This is a genomic window from Nocardioides palaemonis (genome assembly GCF_018275325.1).
Taxonomy (GTDB): Bacteria; Actinomycetota; Actinomycetes; order Propionibacteriales; family Nocardioidaceae; genus Nocardioides; species Nocardioides palaemonis.
Genome location: NZ_JAGVQR010000003.1, coordinates 23,353 through 38,808 on the forward strand (window position 1 = coordinate 23,353; position 15,456 = coordinate 38,808).

At 74.2% G+C, this 15,456-nt stretch carries 14 protein-coding genes; 4 read left to right on the forward strand and 10 right to left on the reverse strand.

Annotated elements, in window-relative coordinates; genetic code table 11:
• Window positions 1-34: 34 nt before the first annotated feature.
• The 7 genes from KDN32_RS12405 to KDN32_RS12435 all read right to left on the reverse strand — a co-directional run bounded on the left by KDN32_RS12405 (window position 35) and on the right by KDN32_RS12435 (window position 7,826).
• Window positions 35-3,013: a bifunctional [glutamine synthetase] adenylyltransferase/[glutamine synthetase]-adenylyl-L-tyrosine phosphorylase gene (locus KDN32_RS12405; RefSeq protein WP_211732585.1), complete on the reverse strand. Its 2,979-nt coding sequence runs from the start codon at window positions 3,011-3,013 to the stop codon at window positions 35-37.
• A complete protein-coding gene (locus KDN32_RS12410) occupies window positions 3,010-3,726 on the reverse strand; it encodes a type 1 glutamine amidotransferase (RefSeq protein WP_211732586.1) in 717 nt (238 codons plus the stop codon). Before KDN32_RS12410 ends, KDN32_RS12405 begins: the two co-directional genes overlap by 4 nt.
• Window positions 3,723-4,598 (reverse strand): hypothetical protein, encoded by an 876-nt coding sequence (locus tag KDN32_RS12415; RefSeq protein WP_211732587.1) that lies wholly within the window; start codon window positions 4,596-4,598, stop codon window positions 3,723-3,725. The genes KDN32_RS12410 and KDN32_RS12415 overlap by 4 nt, the downstream gene beginning before the upstream one ends.
• A gap of 14 nt (window positions 4,599-4,612) precedes the next feature.
• The gene (locus tag KDN32_RS12420) at window positions 4,613-5,959 is read right to left on the reverse strand and encodes a glutamine synthetase family protein (protein WP_211732588.1); all 1,347 of its coding nucleotides are present in this window, start codon (window positions 5,957-5,959) and stop codon (window positions 4,613-4,615) included.
• Window positions 5,960-6,005: 46 nt separating this feature from the next.
• Window positions 6,006-6,620, reverse strand: a complete 615-nt coding sequence (locus KDN32_RS12425; RefSeq protein WP_211732589.1) for a hypothetical protein — start codon at window positions 6,618-6,620, stop codon at window positions 6,006-6,008.
• Window positions 6,621-6,716: 96 nt separating this feature from the next.
• Window positions 6,717-7,319: a hypothetical protein gene (locus KDN32_RS12430; RefSeq protein WP_211732590.1), complete on the reverse strand. Its 603-nt coding sequence runs from the start codon at window positions 7,317-7,319 to the stop codon at window positions 6,717-6,719.
• A 75-nt stretch (window positions 7,320-7,394) separates the two neighbouring features.
• Complete coding sequence (locus tag KDN32_RS12435; RefSeq protein ID WP_211732591.1) at window positions 7,395-7,826, reverse strand: hypothetical protein; 432 nt, start codon at window positions 7,824-7,826, stop codon at window positions 7,395-7,397.
• A 101-nt stretch (window positions 7,827-7,927) separates the two neighbouring features.
• Here KDN32_RS12435 and KDN32_RS12440 point away from each other — a divergent pair, with 101 nt between their 5' ends.
• Window positions 7,928-8,632, forward strand: a complete 705-nt coding sequence (locus KDN32_RS12440) for a response regulator transcription factor (RefSeq protein ID WP_211732592.1) — start codon at window positions 7,928-7,930, stop codon at window positions 8,630-8,632.
• Between the two features lies 1 nt (window position 8,633).
• On the forward strand, window positions 8,634-9,935 hold the full coding sequence (locus tag KDN32_RS12445; protein WP_211732593.1) for a HAMP domain-containing sensor histidine kinase: 1,302 nt from the start codon (window positions 8,634-8,636) through the stop codon (window positions 9,933-9,935).
• Between the two features lie 38 nt (window positions 9,936-9,973).
• On the opposite strand, the gene KDN32_RS12450 is transcribed toward KDN32_RS12445, so the two are convergent.
• The 3 genes from KDN32_RS12450 to KDN32_RS12460 all read right to left on the reverse strand — a co-directional run bounded on the left by KDN32_RS12450 (window position 9,974) and on the right by KDN32_RS12460 (window position 13,129).
• Window positions 9,974-10,348, reverse strand: coding sequence for a hypothetical protein (locus KDN32_RS12450; protein WP_211732594.1), 375 nt, complete (start codon window positions 10,346-10,348; stop codon window positions 9,974-9,976).
• Window positions 10,349-10,402: 54 nt separating this feature from the next.
• Window positions 10,403-10,786, reverse strand: a complete 384-nt coding sequence (locus tag KDN32_RS12455; RefSeq protein WP_211732595.1) for a hypothetical protein — start codon at window positions 10,784-10,786, stop codon at window positions 10,403-10,405.
• 300 nt (window positions 10,787-11,086) lie between these two features.
• Window positions 11,087-13,129: an NAD(+) synthase gene (locus KDN32_RS12460; protein WP_211732596.1), complete on the reverse strand. Its 2,043-nt coding sequence runs from the start codon at window positions 13,127-13,129 to the stop codon at window positions 11,087-11,089.
• Between the two features lie 209 nt (window positions 13,130-13,338).
• Between KDN32_RS12460 and KDN32_RS12465 the strand changes: the two genes are divergently transcribed.
• Window positions 13,339-14,229: a GNAT family N-acetyltransferase gene (locus KDN32_RS12465; RefSeq protein WP_211732597.1), complete on the forward strand. Its 891-nt coding sequence runs from the start codon at window positions 13,339-13,341 to the stop codon at window positions 14,227-14,229.
• Window positions 14,230-14,239: 10 nt separating this feature from the next.
• Entirely contained in the window at window positions 14,240-15,409 is a 1,170-nt protein-coding gene (locus KDN32_RS12470) for a PQQ-dependent sugar dehydrogenase (RefSeq protein WP_211732598.1), read from the forward strand.
• The last annotated feature ends 47 nt before the right edge of the window (window positions 15,410-15,456 follow it).

Below are 15,456 nucleotides of genomic sequence, written 5' to 3' on the forward strand. Positions count from 1 at the left end.
ATACCTTCTTCTAGGCCGGATGAAGCACGAGACTTCACTCCCAGAACACCCGTTCGACCACCGCGTGGGCCCGGCGGGTGGTGCGCAGGTAGTCGTTCACCATCTGGTCGGACGCGCCCTGCGGGTAGCCGAGCACCCGCGCCACCGCGGCGCGCTCCCGGGCGTCGCGCGGCAGCTGGTCGGCCGGGCGGCCCCGCACCAGCGTGACGGCGTTGCGGACCCGGCTGACCAGCCGCCACGCCTCGGCGAGCGTCGCCGCGTCGTCCTCCGACACCAGGCCCGCCTCGGCGGCCGCCGCCAGCGCCGGCAGCGTCTGGGGCGTGCGCAGCGCCTCGATCGCGCCGGCGTGCCGCATCTGCAGGAGCTGGACGGTCCACTCGACGTCGGCCAGTCCCCCGCGGCCGAGCTTGAGGTGGGTCTGCCGGTCGGCGCCGCGCGGCAGCCGCTCGTCGTCGACCCGGGCCTTGATCCGGCGCACCTCGACCACGTCGGCCTCGCTGATGCCGCCCGCGGGGAAGCGCAGCGGGTCGACCAGCTCGGTGAAGCGCCGCCGCAGCGCCTCGTCGCCGACCACCGCGTCGGCGCGCAGCAGGGCCTGGAACTCCCACACGTGCGACCACTTGGCGTAGTAGGCGGCGTAGGACTCCACGGTCCGCACCATCGGTCCGTTCTTGCCCTCGGGCCGCAGGTCCGGGTCGACCTCGAGCGGCGGGTCGCTGGCCGGCAGCGACAGCAGACGGCGCAGCTCGGCGACGACGGCCGTGGCGTAGGACGACGCGACCTGCGCCTCGACCCCCTCGACCGGGTCGTGCACGAACATCACGTCCGCGTCCGAGCCGTAGGACAGCTCGAACCCGCCGTAGCGCCCCATCGCGACCACCGCGATCGCGCTCGGCGCCTGCTCCAGGCCGCGCTGGCGGCGCACCGCCTCGGCCGCGATGTCGAGGGTCGCCTGCAGCGTCGCATCGGTGAGCCGGCTCAGCCCCTGCCCGACGAGCGCGACGTCGGTGCCGGCGACCAGCTCGCCGGTGGCGATCCGCAGCAGCTCGCGACGGCGTACGCCCCGCACCGCGCCGACCGCAGCCTCGGGCGAGTCGGCCCGCTCGAGGACGGCCTGCATCTCCGCGAGCGCCGCCTCGGCGCTGAGCGGCTCGAGCGACTCCCCCAGCATCCGCACGCCCTGCGGCTCGCGCTCGAGCAGGTCGGTGGCGTAGCGCGAGGTGCCCAGCACGTGGGCCAGCCGCTGGGCGACCTCGCCCTCGTCGCGCAGCATCGTGAGGTACCACGGCGAGCGCCCCAGGCTCTCGCTGATCCGGCGGAAGCCGAAGAGCCCGGCGTCCGGGTCCGGCGCGTCGGCGAACCACTCCAGCAGGACCGGGAGCAGGGTGCGCTGGATGTCGGAGGTGCGCGAGACCCCGCTGGTCAGGGCCTCGAGGTGGCGCAGCGCCGCCTTGGGGTCGGCGTAGCCGAGCGCGGCGAGCCGCGCCTCGGCCGCCTCGAGCGAGAGCCGCGCCTCGGACCCGGCCAGGCGGGCGACCGCGCCGAGCAGCGGGCGGTAGAACAGCTTCTCGTGCAGCCGCCGGACCTCGCGGCGGTGGTGGCGCCACTGCTTGTCGAGCTGGGCGACCGGCTCGGAGAAGAGCCCCAGCGAGCGACCGAGCCGGCGCAACGACGCCTCGTCGTCGGGCAGCACGTGCGTGCGGCGCAGCTGGTGCAGCTGGACGCGGTGCTCGAGGGTGCGCAGGAAGGCGTACGCCTCGTGCAGCTTCTCGCCGTCCTCGCGGCCGACGTAGCCGCCGTCGGTGAGCCTCGCCAGCGCGCTCAGCGTGGCCCCGTCGCGCAGCGTCGCGTCGGCGCGGCCGTGCACGAGCTGGAGCAGCTGCACCGCGAACTCGACGTCGCGCAGCCCGCCCGAGCCGAGCTTGATCTGCCGCTCGGCCTCGTGGGCGGGGATGTGGTCGACGACGCGACGCCGCATCGCCTGCACGTCGGCGACGAAGCCGTCGCGCTCGGCGGCCGACCAGACCATCGGCTCGATCATCTCGACGTACGCCCGGCCGAGCGCGAGGTCGCCGGCCACCGGACGGGCCTTGAGCAGCGCCTGGAACTCCCAGGTCTTGGCCCACTTCTCGTAGTAGCCGCGGTGGCTGGCCAGCGTGCGGACCAGCGGCCCCTGGCTGCCCTCGGGACGCAGGTTGGCGTCCACCGGCCAGATCGCGCCCTCGCGGGTGTGGTCGGAGCAGATCCGCATCAGGTGTGAGGCCAGCTGGGTGGCGGCGCGCAGCGCCACCCCGTCGTCGGCGCCCTCGGCGGGCTCGTGCACGAACACCACGTCGACGTCGGAGACGTAGTTGAGCTCGTGGCCGCCGCACTTGCCCATCGCGATCACCGCGAGCCGCGCGGCGTGCGCCTGCTCCCCCACCCGCGCCCGCGCCACGGCGAGCGCCGCCTCGAGCGTCGCGCCGGCGAGGTCGGACAGCTCCGCCGCCGCGTCGTCCACCCCGACGTGATGGGCGAGGTCGCGGGCGGCGAGGCGCAGCAGGATCCGGCGGTACTCCACGCGCAGGGCGTCGACGGCCTCCGCGTCCGCGACCGTGGCGACCGGCTCGGTCGCGGTGTGGTCGGCCCCGACGGCGGCCAGCATCGCCGCGCGCACGGCGTAGGCCGCGGGGCGGGTGCTGCCGAGCGTGGGGTCGGTGAGCTCACGCCAGTGGTCCGGGTGGCGGACGAGGTGCTGGGCGAGCGCGGCGCTCGCGCCGAGCACGCAGCACAGCCGCATCGCGGTGCCCTCGTCGTCGGCGACCTCGGTCAGCATCGCCCGGCCGGCGCCCGCGGACCGGTCGTCCAGCGCCTCGACCAGGCGCAGCAGCTCGGCGAGCGCGGCGTCGGGGTCGGCGGTCGCGGCCAGCACGTCGGTGAGCGGACGGCCGGCGTCGCCCAGCGCCTCGATGCCGGCGGCCGCGGCGGCGCCGTCGGCGAAGCCCTTGCGCACGAAGGCGCCGCTCGACGTCATCGGTTCCCTCCCGCGATCGCGGCGAACCGCTCGACGAGCGGTCGCCAGTGCTCCTCGAGCCGCGCCTCGGCGTCCGCCACGGCGGCCACCACCGCGGCCTCGTCGAGCCCGAGCGCGACCAGGTCGTCGCGATCGTCCGCCGCCCACCCGGCGACCACGTCGGCGTCGACCTCGGGGTGGGCCTGGACGCCCCACGCGCGGTCGGCGAACCGGGCGACCTGGACCTCGCCGCCGGGCGTGCGCGCCAGCACCACCCCGCCGTCGGGCATCGCCACCACGACGTCGTTGTTCCAGTGGATCGCCACCTCGTCGCCGGTCCGGCCGCCGACCCACGCGTCGTCCGCGGTCGCGTCGCTCCAGCCCACCGGCTGCAACCCGACGGTCTGCCCGCGCGGGTTGCGCGCGACCTCGCCGCCGAGCGCGACGGCCAGCACCTGGTGGCCCAGGCAGATGCCGAGCACGGGGGTGCCAGCAGCGACCGCCTCGCGCACGCGCTCCCGGACCGCGGGCAGCCACGGCGCGCGGTCGTCGTCGTAGGCGCCCATGTCGCCGCCCAGCACCAGCACGGCGTCGTACGCCGTCGGCGGGGGCAGGGGGTCGCCCGCGTAGGGGCGGCAGACCTCGAGGACGCAGCCGGCGTCCTCCAGCCACCGGCCCACGAGGTGCGGCGGGCAGGACGCCTGGTGCTCGACGACGAGGACGCGCGGGCTCACCGCATCAGCCTCCCCCACGTCGCGTCGTGCCAGAGCGCGAGCAGCCCGACGCCGACGGCGGCCCCGGCGGAGAGGGCGAGGAGGTCACCGCGGCGGCGCAGTGCGGCGACCGCCGCCGCGACCAGGCCGGTGCCGGCCAGCACGGCCGGGGTGCCGAAGCCCCACGGGCTCTCGTTCTCCTCGAAGCGGTAGAGCACACCGCCCTCGAGCTGGAAGATGCCATGGCCCGTGACCAGCAGGCCGGCGCCCAGCAGCGCGAGCACGGTCGCGACCACGACCCGCACGACCGGCGGTCCGGCGGTGGGCCAGCGGCTCGCGGTGGCCCCGGCGAGGGCGAGCACGATGCCCGCGGCGACGCCGGCACCGTAGGTCCAGCGCTGGCTGCCCATCCACTGCCAGTAGGCGCCGCCCTGCCAGCAGGTCCACGACAGGACCAGCCCGGCCGTGGCCAGGACCAGCCCGGCGGACGCGGTCGCGACCCGTCCGGGTGCCCGGCCGTCGCCGTCGTCGGGCCGTCGCCCGAGGGCGCCAGCGACCAGCCCGAGCAGGCCGGCTGCCACGGACAGCCCGGCGTACCAGCCTCCGACGTCGCCCATCCGTGACCAGGTCCACGCCGCGCCCAGCAGCGCGATCCCGCCGGCGGCGAGGCCGACGCGTCGCGTTCGCGCGACCAGCACCAGCAGCGTGCAGAGCGGGACCGCGACCGCCAGCACGAGGGCGGCGGTCGGGACACCGTCCGCCACCGGGTTGGCAGACAGGGTCGGCTCCCCCCGCTCGCGCAGCACGTCGTGGGCCACCCAGGCCCACAGCGAGGCTTCGACCGAGAGCGTCCAGCCGACGAGCCAGGCCGGCCAGTCGCGGATCCCCCTCATCGGTGCGTGCGGCCTCAGAGCACCGGGAGCATGCGGTCGCGCTCGAAGGAGGAGACCTGCGTGCGGTACTCCTCCCACTCCGCGCGCTTGTTGCGCAGGAAGTAGTCGAAGACGTGCTCGCCGAGCGTCTCGGCCAGCAGCTCGGAGTCCTCGGCGATGCCGATCGCGTCCCAGAGGCTGCGCGGCAGCGGGGTGATGCCGAGCGCCTTGCGCTCGCGCTCGGTGAGCGACCAGACGTCGTCCTCGGCCTCGCGCGGCAGCTCGTAGCCCTCCTCGATGCCCTTCATGCCGGCGCCGAGGACCACCGCGAAGGCGAGGTAGGGGTTGCAGGCCGGGTCGATCGTGCGCAGCTCGACGCGCGTCGACTGCCCCTTGTTGGGCTTGTACATCGGCACCCGCACCATCGCGGAGCGATTGTTGTGGCCCCAGCACACCCCCGACGGGGCCTCGCCGCCGCCGAGCAGCCGCTTGTAGGAGTTGACCCACTGGTTGGTGACCACGCTGATCTCGCTGGCGTGGCGCAGGATGCCGGCGATGAACTGGCGCCCGGTCTTCGACAGCTGGTATTCCGCGCCGGCCTCGAAGAACGCGTTGCGGTCGCCCTCGAAGAGCGAGACGTGCGTGTGCATGCCCGAGCCCGGGTGGGTCGTGTAGGGCTTGGGCATGAAGGAGGCCCAGATGCCGTGGCCGAGCGCGACCTCGCGGATGACGGTGCGGAAGGACATGATGTTGTCGGCCGTGGTGAGCGCGTCGGCGTAGCGCAGGTCGATCTCCTGCTGGCCGGGGCCACCCTCGTGGTGGCTGAACTCCACCGAGATGCCCATCGCCTCGAGCATCGTGATCGCCTCGCGGCGGAAGTCGGCGCCGCGCGACTGCGCGGTGTGGTCGAAGAAGCCGCTGCGGTCGACCGGCTGCGGCTCCTCGCCCGCGCCCGGCATGTCCTTGAACAGGTAGAACTCGATCTCGGGGTGGGTGTAGAAGGTGAAGCCCTGGTCGGCCGCCTTGCTGAGCGTGCGCTTGAGGACGTGGCGCGGGTCGGCGTAGGACGGGCTGCCGTCGGGCATCCGGATGTCGCAGAACATGCGCGCGGTGGCCGGCCAGCCGTCGTCGCCGGTGCGCCACGGCAGGATCTGGAACGTCGAGGCGTCGGGGTGGGCGAGCATGTCGGACTCGTAGACGCGGGCGAAGCCCTCGATGGCCGAGCCGTCGAAGCCGATGCCCTCGTCGAAGGCGTTCTCGAGCTCCGCGGGAGCCACGCTCACGCTCTTGAGGAACCCGAGCACGTCGGTGAACCACAGCCGGACGAACCGGACGTCACGCTCCTCGAGCGCGCGGAGTACGAAGTCCTCTTGCTTGCCCATGGCACCAGCCTAGGGGCAAGCAAGAGGCCTCCTCGCGACTGCTCGGTCAGTGGCAGATGTTCACGTCCTGCGAGCCCAGGACGCCGTCCACGACCTCGCGCATCGGCTTGAGCCACAGCTGGGTCTCCGGGACGAACGCGATGCTGCCGGGCACGCGGCCGTGCACTCCGTCGACCTCGACCTGCTCGACGACGAGCGGCACGGTGACTGCGCGGCGGCGCACGCCCTCCCAGCAGGCGGACGCCTTCTTCCGCGTCACGGCCTGCTCGAGGGTGACCGGGTCTCCCTGCAGCATGCCGTTGTACCGCCACGCGACGTTGGTGACGTAGCCGGTCTGGCCCTCCCACGGCGCGCGGACGTTCACCGACATGCCCCAGGTCTTGCTGGTGCCGATCGTGAAGCGGACCTTGCCGTCGCGGACCTTCTTCGCCTTCGACGACCAGACCTTCACGTCGGTGTGCTGAGTGCGCAGGGCGTTGACGAGCTGGACCTCGCAGCCCTCGCAGTCGTCGACGGTGAAGGTCAGGGTCGTGCGAGCCGCCGCGGTGCGCGCGTCGGGCGCCTGGTCGGCGGTGGTGGCCGTCGCGGGCGGCGCGACGAGGGCGAGGAGGGCGGTGCCGGCGACTGCTGCGGCGGTGGCGGTCGTGGTGCGGAAGGACATGGCGTCTACTTGTCTGTGCGAAGGGTTGTCACCATCAGGATGGCGTGACGGCTCTTCGGGTTGCATCCGGTTTTGCGATGACGCTCGGCCCGCGGCTCAGCCCGGCTCGCAGAAGTCGATGTCCTGACCGCCCATCACGCCCCGGAACACCCGGCGCACCGGCGCGAGCCAGTCCTGGGTGGTGCGCGCCCAGGCGAGCGTGCCCGGGACCTTGCCGGGGCCGACGCCGACCACGCGCACCTTGCGGGTGCGCAGCGTCATCTCGTAGGACGGCTCCGTCGTGCCGGCCCAGCACGCGCTCGCCCGGCGCTTGCCGCGGGCCTCGCGCTTGCTCACCACGTCGCCGGCCTGCGTGCCGGCGTAGCGCATCGCGACGACCGTGACGTAGCCCAGCCGTCGCTCCCACGGCGCCCGCAGGCTCATCGAGAGCCCGGCGGTGCGGTCGGTGGGGACGCGGAAGGTCGCCACCCCGTCGACCACCTCGACCGGCCCGGACTGCCACACGTCCTCGTAGTCGGAGGTGAGGGCGGACTGCGCGGTGATCTCGCAGCCCTCGCACCCGGGCGCGCGGACGGTCAGGGTCGTACGCGCGACGGCGCGCTCGGAGGCGTCCGGCGCGGGTCCGGCGAGGGCCGGTGCCGTGGAGGCGGGCAGGAGGAGGGCGGCGAGCAGTGCTCCCGAGAGCAGGCGTGAGGTCATGGTCGTGTCTTCCCGTGAGGAGGTCTCACCGGAGGGGACGCGCCCCGCACCCGATGCGTTGCACCGGACCGACGGTCAGTCGTCGCCCAGGGTGTTGCGCTCGAGCTCGGAGACCGTGGGCCGCCCCTGGTTGCAGAACACCTCGAGGTCGACCGAGCTCCGGCCGTTGCTGAACACCGCGTCGACGTCGTCGTCGGGTCCCTTCTCCCACGACACCACCCGCCAGCCGGCCGCGCGGTCCGGCCGGGCCTCGACGCCGTACGCCCAGGCGCGGCGGCACTCCACGACGAAGCCGCCGTACTCCCCCGAGATCTCCTCTCGCACCGCCGGCACCTCGGTCGACGGGGGCTCCGCGGGCGGGGCCGAGAGGTCCTCGGCCACCTCGTCGCCGACGGGGCCGCGGTCGCGGATCGTCGCGCCGACGGTGGACACCGCGAGCACGCCGAGCACCACGGCCACCGCGGTGGTGGCGGCCCACAGCCCGACGAGCAGCATCCGACGCCTCACGCGCCCATCGTGCCGGGCGCGACCTCAGCGCGGGGTGAGGCGCTGGTTAAGGGACGGCTAAGGCTGGTCCGCGCGCGAGGGCCGACCGGTAGGTTCGCGTCGTGGCCGAGGTGCTGATCATCGAGGACGACGACCGGATCCGGCCGTTGCTGGTCAAGGGGCTGCGCGAGTGCGGGCACACCGTCACCTCGGCGCCGAGCGGGATGGCCGGCCTGCAGCTGGCCGTCGACTCCTCCCCCGACCTCGTCGTGCTCGACCTCGGGCTGCCCGACGTCGACGGCACCCAGGTGCTGTCGATGCTGCGCGGGGTCAGCACCGTGCCGGTGATCATCGCGAGCGCGCGCGACGACGACCCCTCGCTGGTCGGCGCGCTCGACGCCGGCGCCGACGACTACGTCGTCAAGCCCTTCACCTCCGCCCAGCTCGACGCGCGGGTGCGCGCGGTGCTGCGGCGGGTCGAGGCCGGGCGGCAGCGTCCCACGACGATCTCCGTCGGCGGGCTGACGCTCGACGTGGCGGGACGACGGGTCCACCTCGACGGCCGCGAGGTCGACCTCACCCCGCGCGAGTTCGACCTGCTCGCCCACCTCGCCGAGCGGCCCGGCGAGGTCGTCACCAAGCGCGACCTGCTGGTCGAGGTCTGGCGCCAGCCGTGGGGCGGGTCCGACAAGACGGTCGACGTGCACCTGTCGTGGCTGCGCCGCAAGCTCGGCGAGACCGCGGCCGAGCCGCGCTACCTGACGACGGTGCGCGGCGTCGGCGTACGCCTCGCGGCGCCGGAGACCGTCACCGGCCGGGACGGCTGAGGTGCGCCGCAGCCTCCTGGTCACCGCGGGCGCGGCGATCTCGATGGTCCTGCTCGCGATGCTGGTGCCGATGGCGATCCTGGTGCGCAGCTATGCCCTCGAGGACCGGCTGGCCCGCGCGGCGCTCGAGGTGCAGGCGGTCGAGACGGTCGTCTCGCGCTACGACGACCGCGGCTCGGTGAGCGTCTACCTCGACCGCCTCAACGCTGGCGACTCCCCCACCCGGGTCACCGTGCTCTACCCCTCGGGCGCCGACGTCGGACCCGACCAGGGCGAGGACGACCGGGTCCTCGACGCCCGCAACACCGGACGCGCCCGCGTCGACGACGTGCCCGGCGGCTCGCAGATCCTGGTGCCGGTCTCGCGCGGCGGGTCCTCCGCGCTGCCTGACCAGACCCCGGTGATCCGCGTGGTCGTCGAGGAGCCCGGGATCACCTCGTCGGTCGGCGTGGCGTGGGGCCTGCTCGCACTGCTCGGGCTGACCCTGCTGGCCGGGTCGCTGCTCGTCGTCGACCGGCTCGGGCGCTCGTTCGTGCAGCCCATCCGTCGCCTCGCCGAGCACACCCAGACCCTCGGCACGACCGGATCGCTCGCGCCCGTGCCCGACGCGTCCGGCCCCGCCGAGGTGCGGGAGCTGGCCGCGGCGGTCGACCGTCTGGTGGGCCGGATCCAGCTGCTGCTCGCGCGCGAGCGCGAGAACGTCGCCGACCTGTCCCACCGGCTCCGCACGCCGGTCACCGCGCTGCGGCTGCGGGTCGAGTCGGTCGTCGACGCCGACCTGCGCGAGCGGCTCGGCTCCGACCTCGACTCCCTCCAGGCCACCGTCGACGGCATCGTCCGCGAGGCCCGCCGCTCCGAGCGTGAGGGCCTCGACCCGCGCACCGACGCCGTGCCCGTCCTCGCCGAGCGCGTACGCCACTGGGCACCGCTCGCCGAGGACCTCGGCCGCCCCTGGCAGACCGACCTCGCCGCCTCCGGCCCGCTGCTGCGGGCCAGCGCCGCGGACCTCGAGGCGCTGGTCGACGTGCTGCTCGACAACGTCTTCTCGCACACCCCCGACGACGTCCCGGTCCGGGTGACGCTCACCGCGGGCGACGACCGGGTGGAGCTCGTCGTGGAGGACGCCGGCCCCGGCCTGCCCACCGACCTCGACGTCACCGGCCGCGGCGCGAGCGGCGCCGGCTCGACCGGCCTCGGGCTGTCGATCGCGGCGCGCACCGCCGAGGACTCCGGCGGCGCGCTGGTGACGGGGGCCTCGGACATGGGAGGAGCCCGGGTCTCCGTCACGGTGCAGACGGACTGACCCGGGCTCCGGCCCGTGGCTGCGGTCGTAGTGCAGGCTCAGCGCACGGTGAGCTTCGTGGAGCAGGACGAGCCGCCGGCGGGGGTGACGGTCAGCTTGAAGACGTCCTTGCCGGCGGTGTTGCGGCGGAAGGTGTCGAGGTCGAGCTCGCCCTCGTCGTCGGCCTTGAGGGTCCGCGAGACGGCGACCTTGCCCTCGTGGCGGATGGTGACCTTCCACTCGCTGAACGCGCGGGCGCCCTCGATGTCGGCGTCGACGTCCCAGCCGCCGCGCTCGCGGTCGACGTTCAGCTCGTAGGTCGCGCCGGCGCAGGTGCCGCGCCGCTCGACGTCGGCGCTGGCCGGCGCGGCGAGGGCGACGGTGCCGCCCGCGGCCGCGGCGAGCAGGGTGGTGCCGGCGATGAACTTCTTCATGGGTCTCTCCTCTGGGTGGGGGTGGTGCGGGGGTCGGGGGTCAGGTCGGTCGGGTCAGGAGCCGAGGGTGGCCGTGCAGGGCTCGCCCTCGGCGGGCGTGAACGTGACGGCGTACGTCGCGTCGCCGGGCGCACCCGAGGCGAACGCGTCGACGTCGATCTCGCCGTCCTCGTCGGTGGTGCGGGAGCCGGTGAGCAGGGCGGTGTCGCCGCGCAGCAGCTCGACCTCCCACGCCTCGCCCGGGCCGGACGACTGGAGCTCGGCGCTGACCTCGGTCCCGCCGTCCTCGCCCTCCGCGCTGAGCTCCCAGGTCGCGCCACCGCAGGTGCCGCGCTCGGTCGCCTGAGCCTCGGCGCGGTCGTCGACGACCCACCAGGTCCCGAGCCCGACCACGACCGCGGCCGCTGCGACCCCGCCGATGACTGCCTTCTTCGCCACGATGTCCTCCTGTGTCCTCGACGCCGGTCGGCGTCATGGAAGGAGGTTCGTACGACCGCGGCTAACCGCGCTCCAGCCGGTGGCTAAGGCCGCGCTAAGGCTCCCGGCTCGCGACCAACTTGCGCCGGCGGGCGGTGTCCCACCCACATTTCGGGCGCCGCGAACGTGGCTCAGCCACCGCCGACGGGCGCGGCGTACGCCGACACACCGTGAGCGGTGCGCCACCCACACTCGAGCGCTGGGAAAGGTGGGTCAGCCACCGCCCGTACGACGGCGCCGCGGGCGCGGAGGAGCCGCCCCTCAGGACGTCGGCACGTCCCGCTCGATCTCGGCCAGCCAGGCGGTGCCCTTGGCGTCGCTGGGCATCCGCCAGTCGCCGCGCGGGCTCATCGTGCCGATCGCGCTCACCTTCGGGCCGTTGGGCAGCGCCGAGCGCTTGAACTGGTTGCCGAAGAACCGCTTCACGAACACCTCCAGCCAGCGCCGGACGTCCTCGAGCGAGTACGCCACGCGCGCGTCGTCGGGGAAGCCGGGCGGCCACTCGCCGGCGTCGAGGTCCTTCCACGCGTGCCAGGCCAGGAACGCGATCCGCCGCGGCCGGGCGCCGTGACGCACGAGGTGGGCGAGGGTGAAGTCCTGCAGGTTGTAGGGGCCGACCGAGTCCTCGGTCGCCTGCGGCTTGGCGCCCTCCTCGGTCGGGATCAGCTCGGGGGTGATCTCCTGGCGCAGGATGTCGCCGAGCACGTCGCCGACCTCGGGCTCGAACTCGCCGTGCGAGATCACCCAGCGGATCAGGTGCTGGACGAGCGTCTTCGGCACGCCGGCGTTGACCGTGTAGTGCGACATCTGGTCGCCGACGCCGTAGGTGCACCACCCGAGCGCGAGCTCGGACAGGTCGCCGGTGCCGACGACGATCCCGCCGCGCTGGTTGGCGAGGCGGAAGAGGTAGTCGTAACGCAGCCCGGCCTGGACGTTCTCGAACGTGACGTCGTAGACCTTCTCCCCGCGACCGAACGGGTGGCCCATGTCGCGCAGCATCTGCTCGGCGGCGGGCCGGATGTCGAGCTCCTCGAAGGTGACGCCGAGAGCCCGCGAGAGCCGCGTGGCGTACGACTTGCTGGCCTCGCCGGTCGCGAAGCCGGGCATCGTGAAGGCCAGCACGTCGCTGCGCGGGCGCCCGACGCGGTCCATCGCCTTGCAGGCCACGATCAGCGCGTGGGTGGAGTCGAGGCCACCGCTGACGCCGATGACGGCCTTGGGGGTGCCGATCGAGGCGAGCCGCTGCTCGAGCCCCGAGACCTGGATGTTGTAGGCCTCGTAGCAGTCGAGCTCGAGGCGCGCCGGGTCGTCGGGGACGAACGGGAAGCGGTCGACCTTGCGCAGCAGCCCGATGTCGCCGGCCGGCGGCTCGAGCTCCCACTCCACCGTGCGGAAGCGCTGGACCCGCTCGAGGTGCGTGCGGCGGTTGTCGTCGAACGAGCCCTGCCGCAGCCGCTCCTGGCGCAGCCGGTCGAGGTCGACGTCGACGACCGTGCGGCGCGGGCCGTCGGGGAACCGCTCGCCCTCGCCTAGCAGGTCGCCGCACTCGTAGACGAGCGTCTGGCCGTCCCAGCTCAGGTCGGTCGTGGACTCGCCCTGGCCCGCGGCGGCATAGACGTACGCCGCGGAGCACCGCGCGCTCGCGCTGCGCACCAGCAGCCGGCGGTCCTCGGCACGCGCGACGGTGATCGGCGAGCCGCTCAGGTTGGCGAGCACCGTGGCGCCGGCGAGCGCGGCCTCGGCGCTCGGCGGCACCGGCACCCACATGTCCTCGCAGACCTCGACGTGCAGGTCGAGCCCGGGGACGTCGAGGCAGCGGAAGACCAGGTCGGGCCCGAAGCGGACGTCGTGCCCGGCGACGGTGATCCACTCGAGCTCGCGGTCGTCTCCCGGCGCGAACCACCGGCGCTCGTAGAACTCGCGGTAGTTGGGGAGGTACGACTTCGGCGCGACGCCGAGGATCGTTCCGCGGTGGACGACGACCGCGCAGTTGTGCACCCGGTTGCCCTGGACGAGCGGCGCGCCGATCACGAGGACGCTCATCAGGTCGGCGCTCGCCGCGACGATCTCGGCGATCGCCTCCTCGACCGACGCCAGCAGCGCGTCCTGCAGGAACAGGTCGTCGACCGAGTAGCCGGTCAGGCAGAGCTCCGGGAAGACCGCGACCGCCACGTGCTCGTCGTGGCAGGCGCGCGCCTGCTCGATGACGGCCGCGGCGTTGGCCGCCGGGTCCGCGAGGTGCACCGGCAGCGTCACGGCCGCGACCCGGGCGAACCCCTGGGCGTAGGCGGAGTAGAAGTCCACGCCGCCACTCTAGGGAAGCGCCCCCGCCCACCGCTGGTCGAGGAAGGACGAAGTCCTGTCACGAGACCCCCAGGCCGTCGGGCCCCGGGGTAGTCCAGTGGCGAGACGTCGCCGCGTCGGGGTAGTCCAGTGGCGAGACGTCGCCGAAAGCCCGCAGCGACGACAGAATCTCACTGGACTACCCGAGGGGTGACGGAGAGGCTGCCCCCATGCCCCTCGAGATCACCGTGTGCAGCACCGACGCCGACTACGAGGCGTGGCGCTCGGTACGCCTCGCCGTGCTGCCCTACGAGCGCTGCGACCCGGCCGCCGAGCTCCGGCGGCAGGACGAGCGGGCGACCCGGCTGATGCTCCTGGCGCACGAGGACGGTGTGGTCGTCGGGTCCGGGCTGGCCGACCGGTCCGACTCCGCCGACATCGGCTCGGTGGCGCCGCGGGTGCTGCCCGGCTTCCGTCGCCGTCGCATCGGCACCGCCCTGCTCGAGCAGCTCGCGCGTCACCTCGAGGCCCACGACCTGGTGCGGGTCCGCGCCACCGTGGACGACGACGACTCGCTGGCCTTCGCGCACTGCCTCGGCTTCGAGGACACCGACCACGAGGTCGAGCAGACCCGCGCCGTCGTCGACCTGCCGCTCGTGCCGGAGGCCCCGGAGGGGGTCGAGGTGGTGCTGGCGAGCGAGCGGCCGGGCCTGTGGGAGGGGTCCTACGAGCGCTTCGGCCGCGAGGCCACGAGCGACTTCGCGCTGTCGACCGCACTCGACGTCACCCCCGAGCGGTGGGCGACGTCGTGGCTCGGCGACCCGATGTTCCTCGCCGTCCACGACGGCGAGGTCGTCGGCTGCGCGGGCCTCGAGGTCGACACCGACGTGCCCGACCGCGCCGAGAACGCCCTCACCGCGGTCCGCCGCGACTGGCGCGGGCGCGGGCTGGCGGTGCACCTCAAGCTCCGCACCCTCCACTGGGCCGACGAGCACGGCATCCGCGAGGTCTACACGTGGACGCAGGACGGCAACGCCGCGATGCGCGCCCTCAACACCCGCCTCGGCTACGCCACGACCCGGCGCAGCACGATGGTGGCGCGCCACCTGCCGCTGGGCTAGCGTCGCGAGCGTGCGCCACCACCTCCGCACCACCTCGCTGTCCCTGTCCGTCGCAGCCCTCGTCGCCGGGCTCCTGACCGGGCTGTCGCCCAGCACCGCCGGTGACGTCTCGGTGGCGCCGAAGACGGGTGACCGCGCCTCGGCGCAGGCGCCGCGCCTGCGGGTGCGCACCGTCGTACGCCGTCTCGACCACCCGTGGGACGTGCAGCAGGCGCCGGGCGGCCGGCTGCTGGTCTCCGAGCGCGACCGGGCGCGGATCAGCGTCGTCCGCAAGGGGAAGCGGCGCACGCTCGCCGACCTGTCGCGGCTGGTCTGGGTGTCCGGCGAGACCGGCCTGATGTCGCTCGCCGTCGATCCGGCGCGACGCACGGTCTGGGCCTGCCACGGCAGCACCGAGGGCGGCAACCACGTCCAGGTCAGCCGCTGGCGGGCGGACAAGAAGTGGAAGCGGCTCGGCCACCGCCGGACCGTCCTCACCGGGCTCCCCTCGTCCTCCGGCCGGCACGGCGGCTGCCGGCTGCTGCTCGACCGCGACTCCGACGCACTGGTCGTCGGCACCGGCGACGCCGCGATCGGCACCAACCCGCGCGACCTCGACTCCCTCGGCGGCAAGACGCTGCGCGTGCACCGCCGCACCGGCGAGCCGATGGCCGACAACCCGTACGCCGACGCCACCACCGCGCGGCGGTTCGTGTGGACCTACGGCCACCGCAACGTGCAGGGCCTCGCCCAGCGCGCCGACGGCTCGTTGTGGTCGGTCGAGCAGGGCAGCTACCGCGACGACGAGGTCAACCTGCTCGTGCCGGGCGGCGACTACGGCTGGAACCCGGTGCCGGGCTACGACGAGTCGGTGCCGATGACCGACCAGTCGCTCCCGGGCGAGCAGCAGGAGGCGCGCTGGTCGTCCGGCGACCCGACGCTCGCCACGTCCGGCGGCGCCTGGGTCAGCGGCCGGCAGTGGGGTCGCCTCGACGGCACCCTCGCCGTCGCCGCGCTCAAGGCCTCGCGAATCGTGTTCCTCCGCTTCGACGCGCAGGGCTCGCTCGTCTCCGCCACCAGCCCGAAGGCGCTCCAGAAGTACGGCCGGCTGCGGTCGGTGACCTCGGCCCGCAACGGCGACCTGCTCGTCACCACCGACAACGGCGGCGACGACCGGGTGCTGCGCGTCTCGCCCCGCTGACGGCGCCCACAGCCGCCGACCGGAGGGTTTGAGGTCGCGCCAGCGCG

Bases quoted from the DNA above. Each gene is read 5' to 3' on its own strand.
- KDN32_RS12405 (WP_211732585.1), bottom strand. From the start codon at position 3,013: ATGACGTCGAGCGGCGCCTTCGTGCGCAAGGGCTTCGCCGACGGCGCC.
- KDN32_RS12415 (WP_211732587.1), bottom strand. From the start codon at position 4,598: ATGAGGGGGATCCGCGACTGGCCGGCCTGGCTCGTCGGCTGGACGCTC.
- KDN32_RS12420 (WP_211732588.1), bottom strand. From the start codon at position 5,959: ATGGGCAAGCAAGAGGACTTCGTACTCCGCGCGCTCGAGGAGCGTGAC.
- KDN32_RS12425 (WP_211732589.1), bottom strand. From the start codon at position 6,620: ATGTCCTTCCGCACCACGACCGCCACCGCCGCAGCAGTCGCCGGCACC.
- KDN32_RS12430 (WP_211732590.1), bottom strand. From the start codon at position 7,319: ATGACCTCACGCCTGCTCTCGGGAGCACTGCTCGCCGCCCTCCTCCTG.
- KDN32_RS12450 (WP_211732594.1), bottom strand. From the start codon at position 10,348: ATGAAGAAGTTCATCGCCGGCACCACCCTGCTCGCCGCGGCCGCGGGC.
- KDN32_RS12465 (WP_211732597.1), top strand. From the start codon at position 13,339: ATGCCCCTCGAGATCACCGTGTGCAGCACCGACGCCGACTACGAGGCG.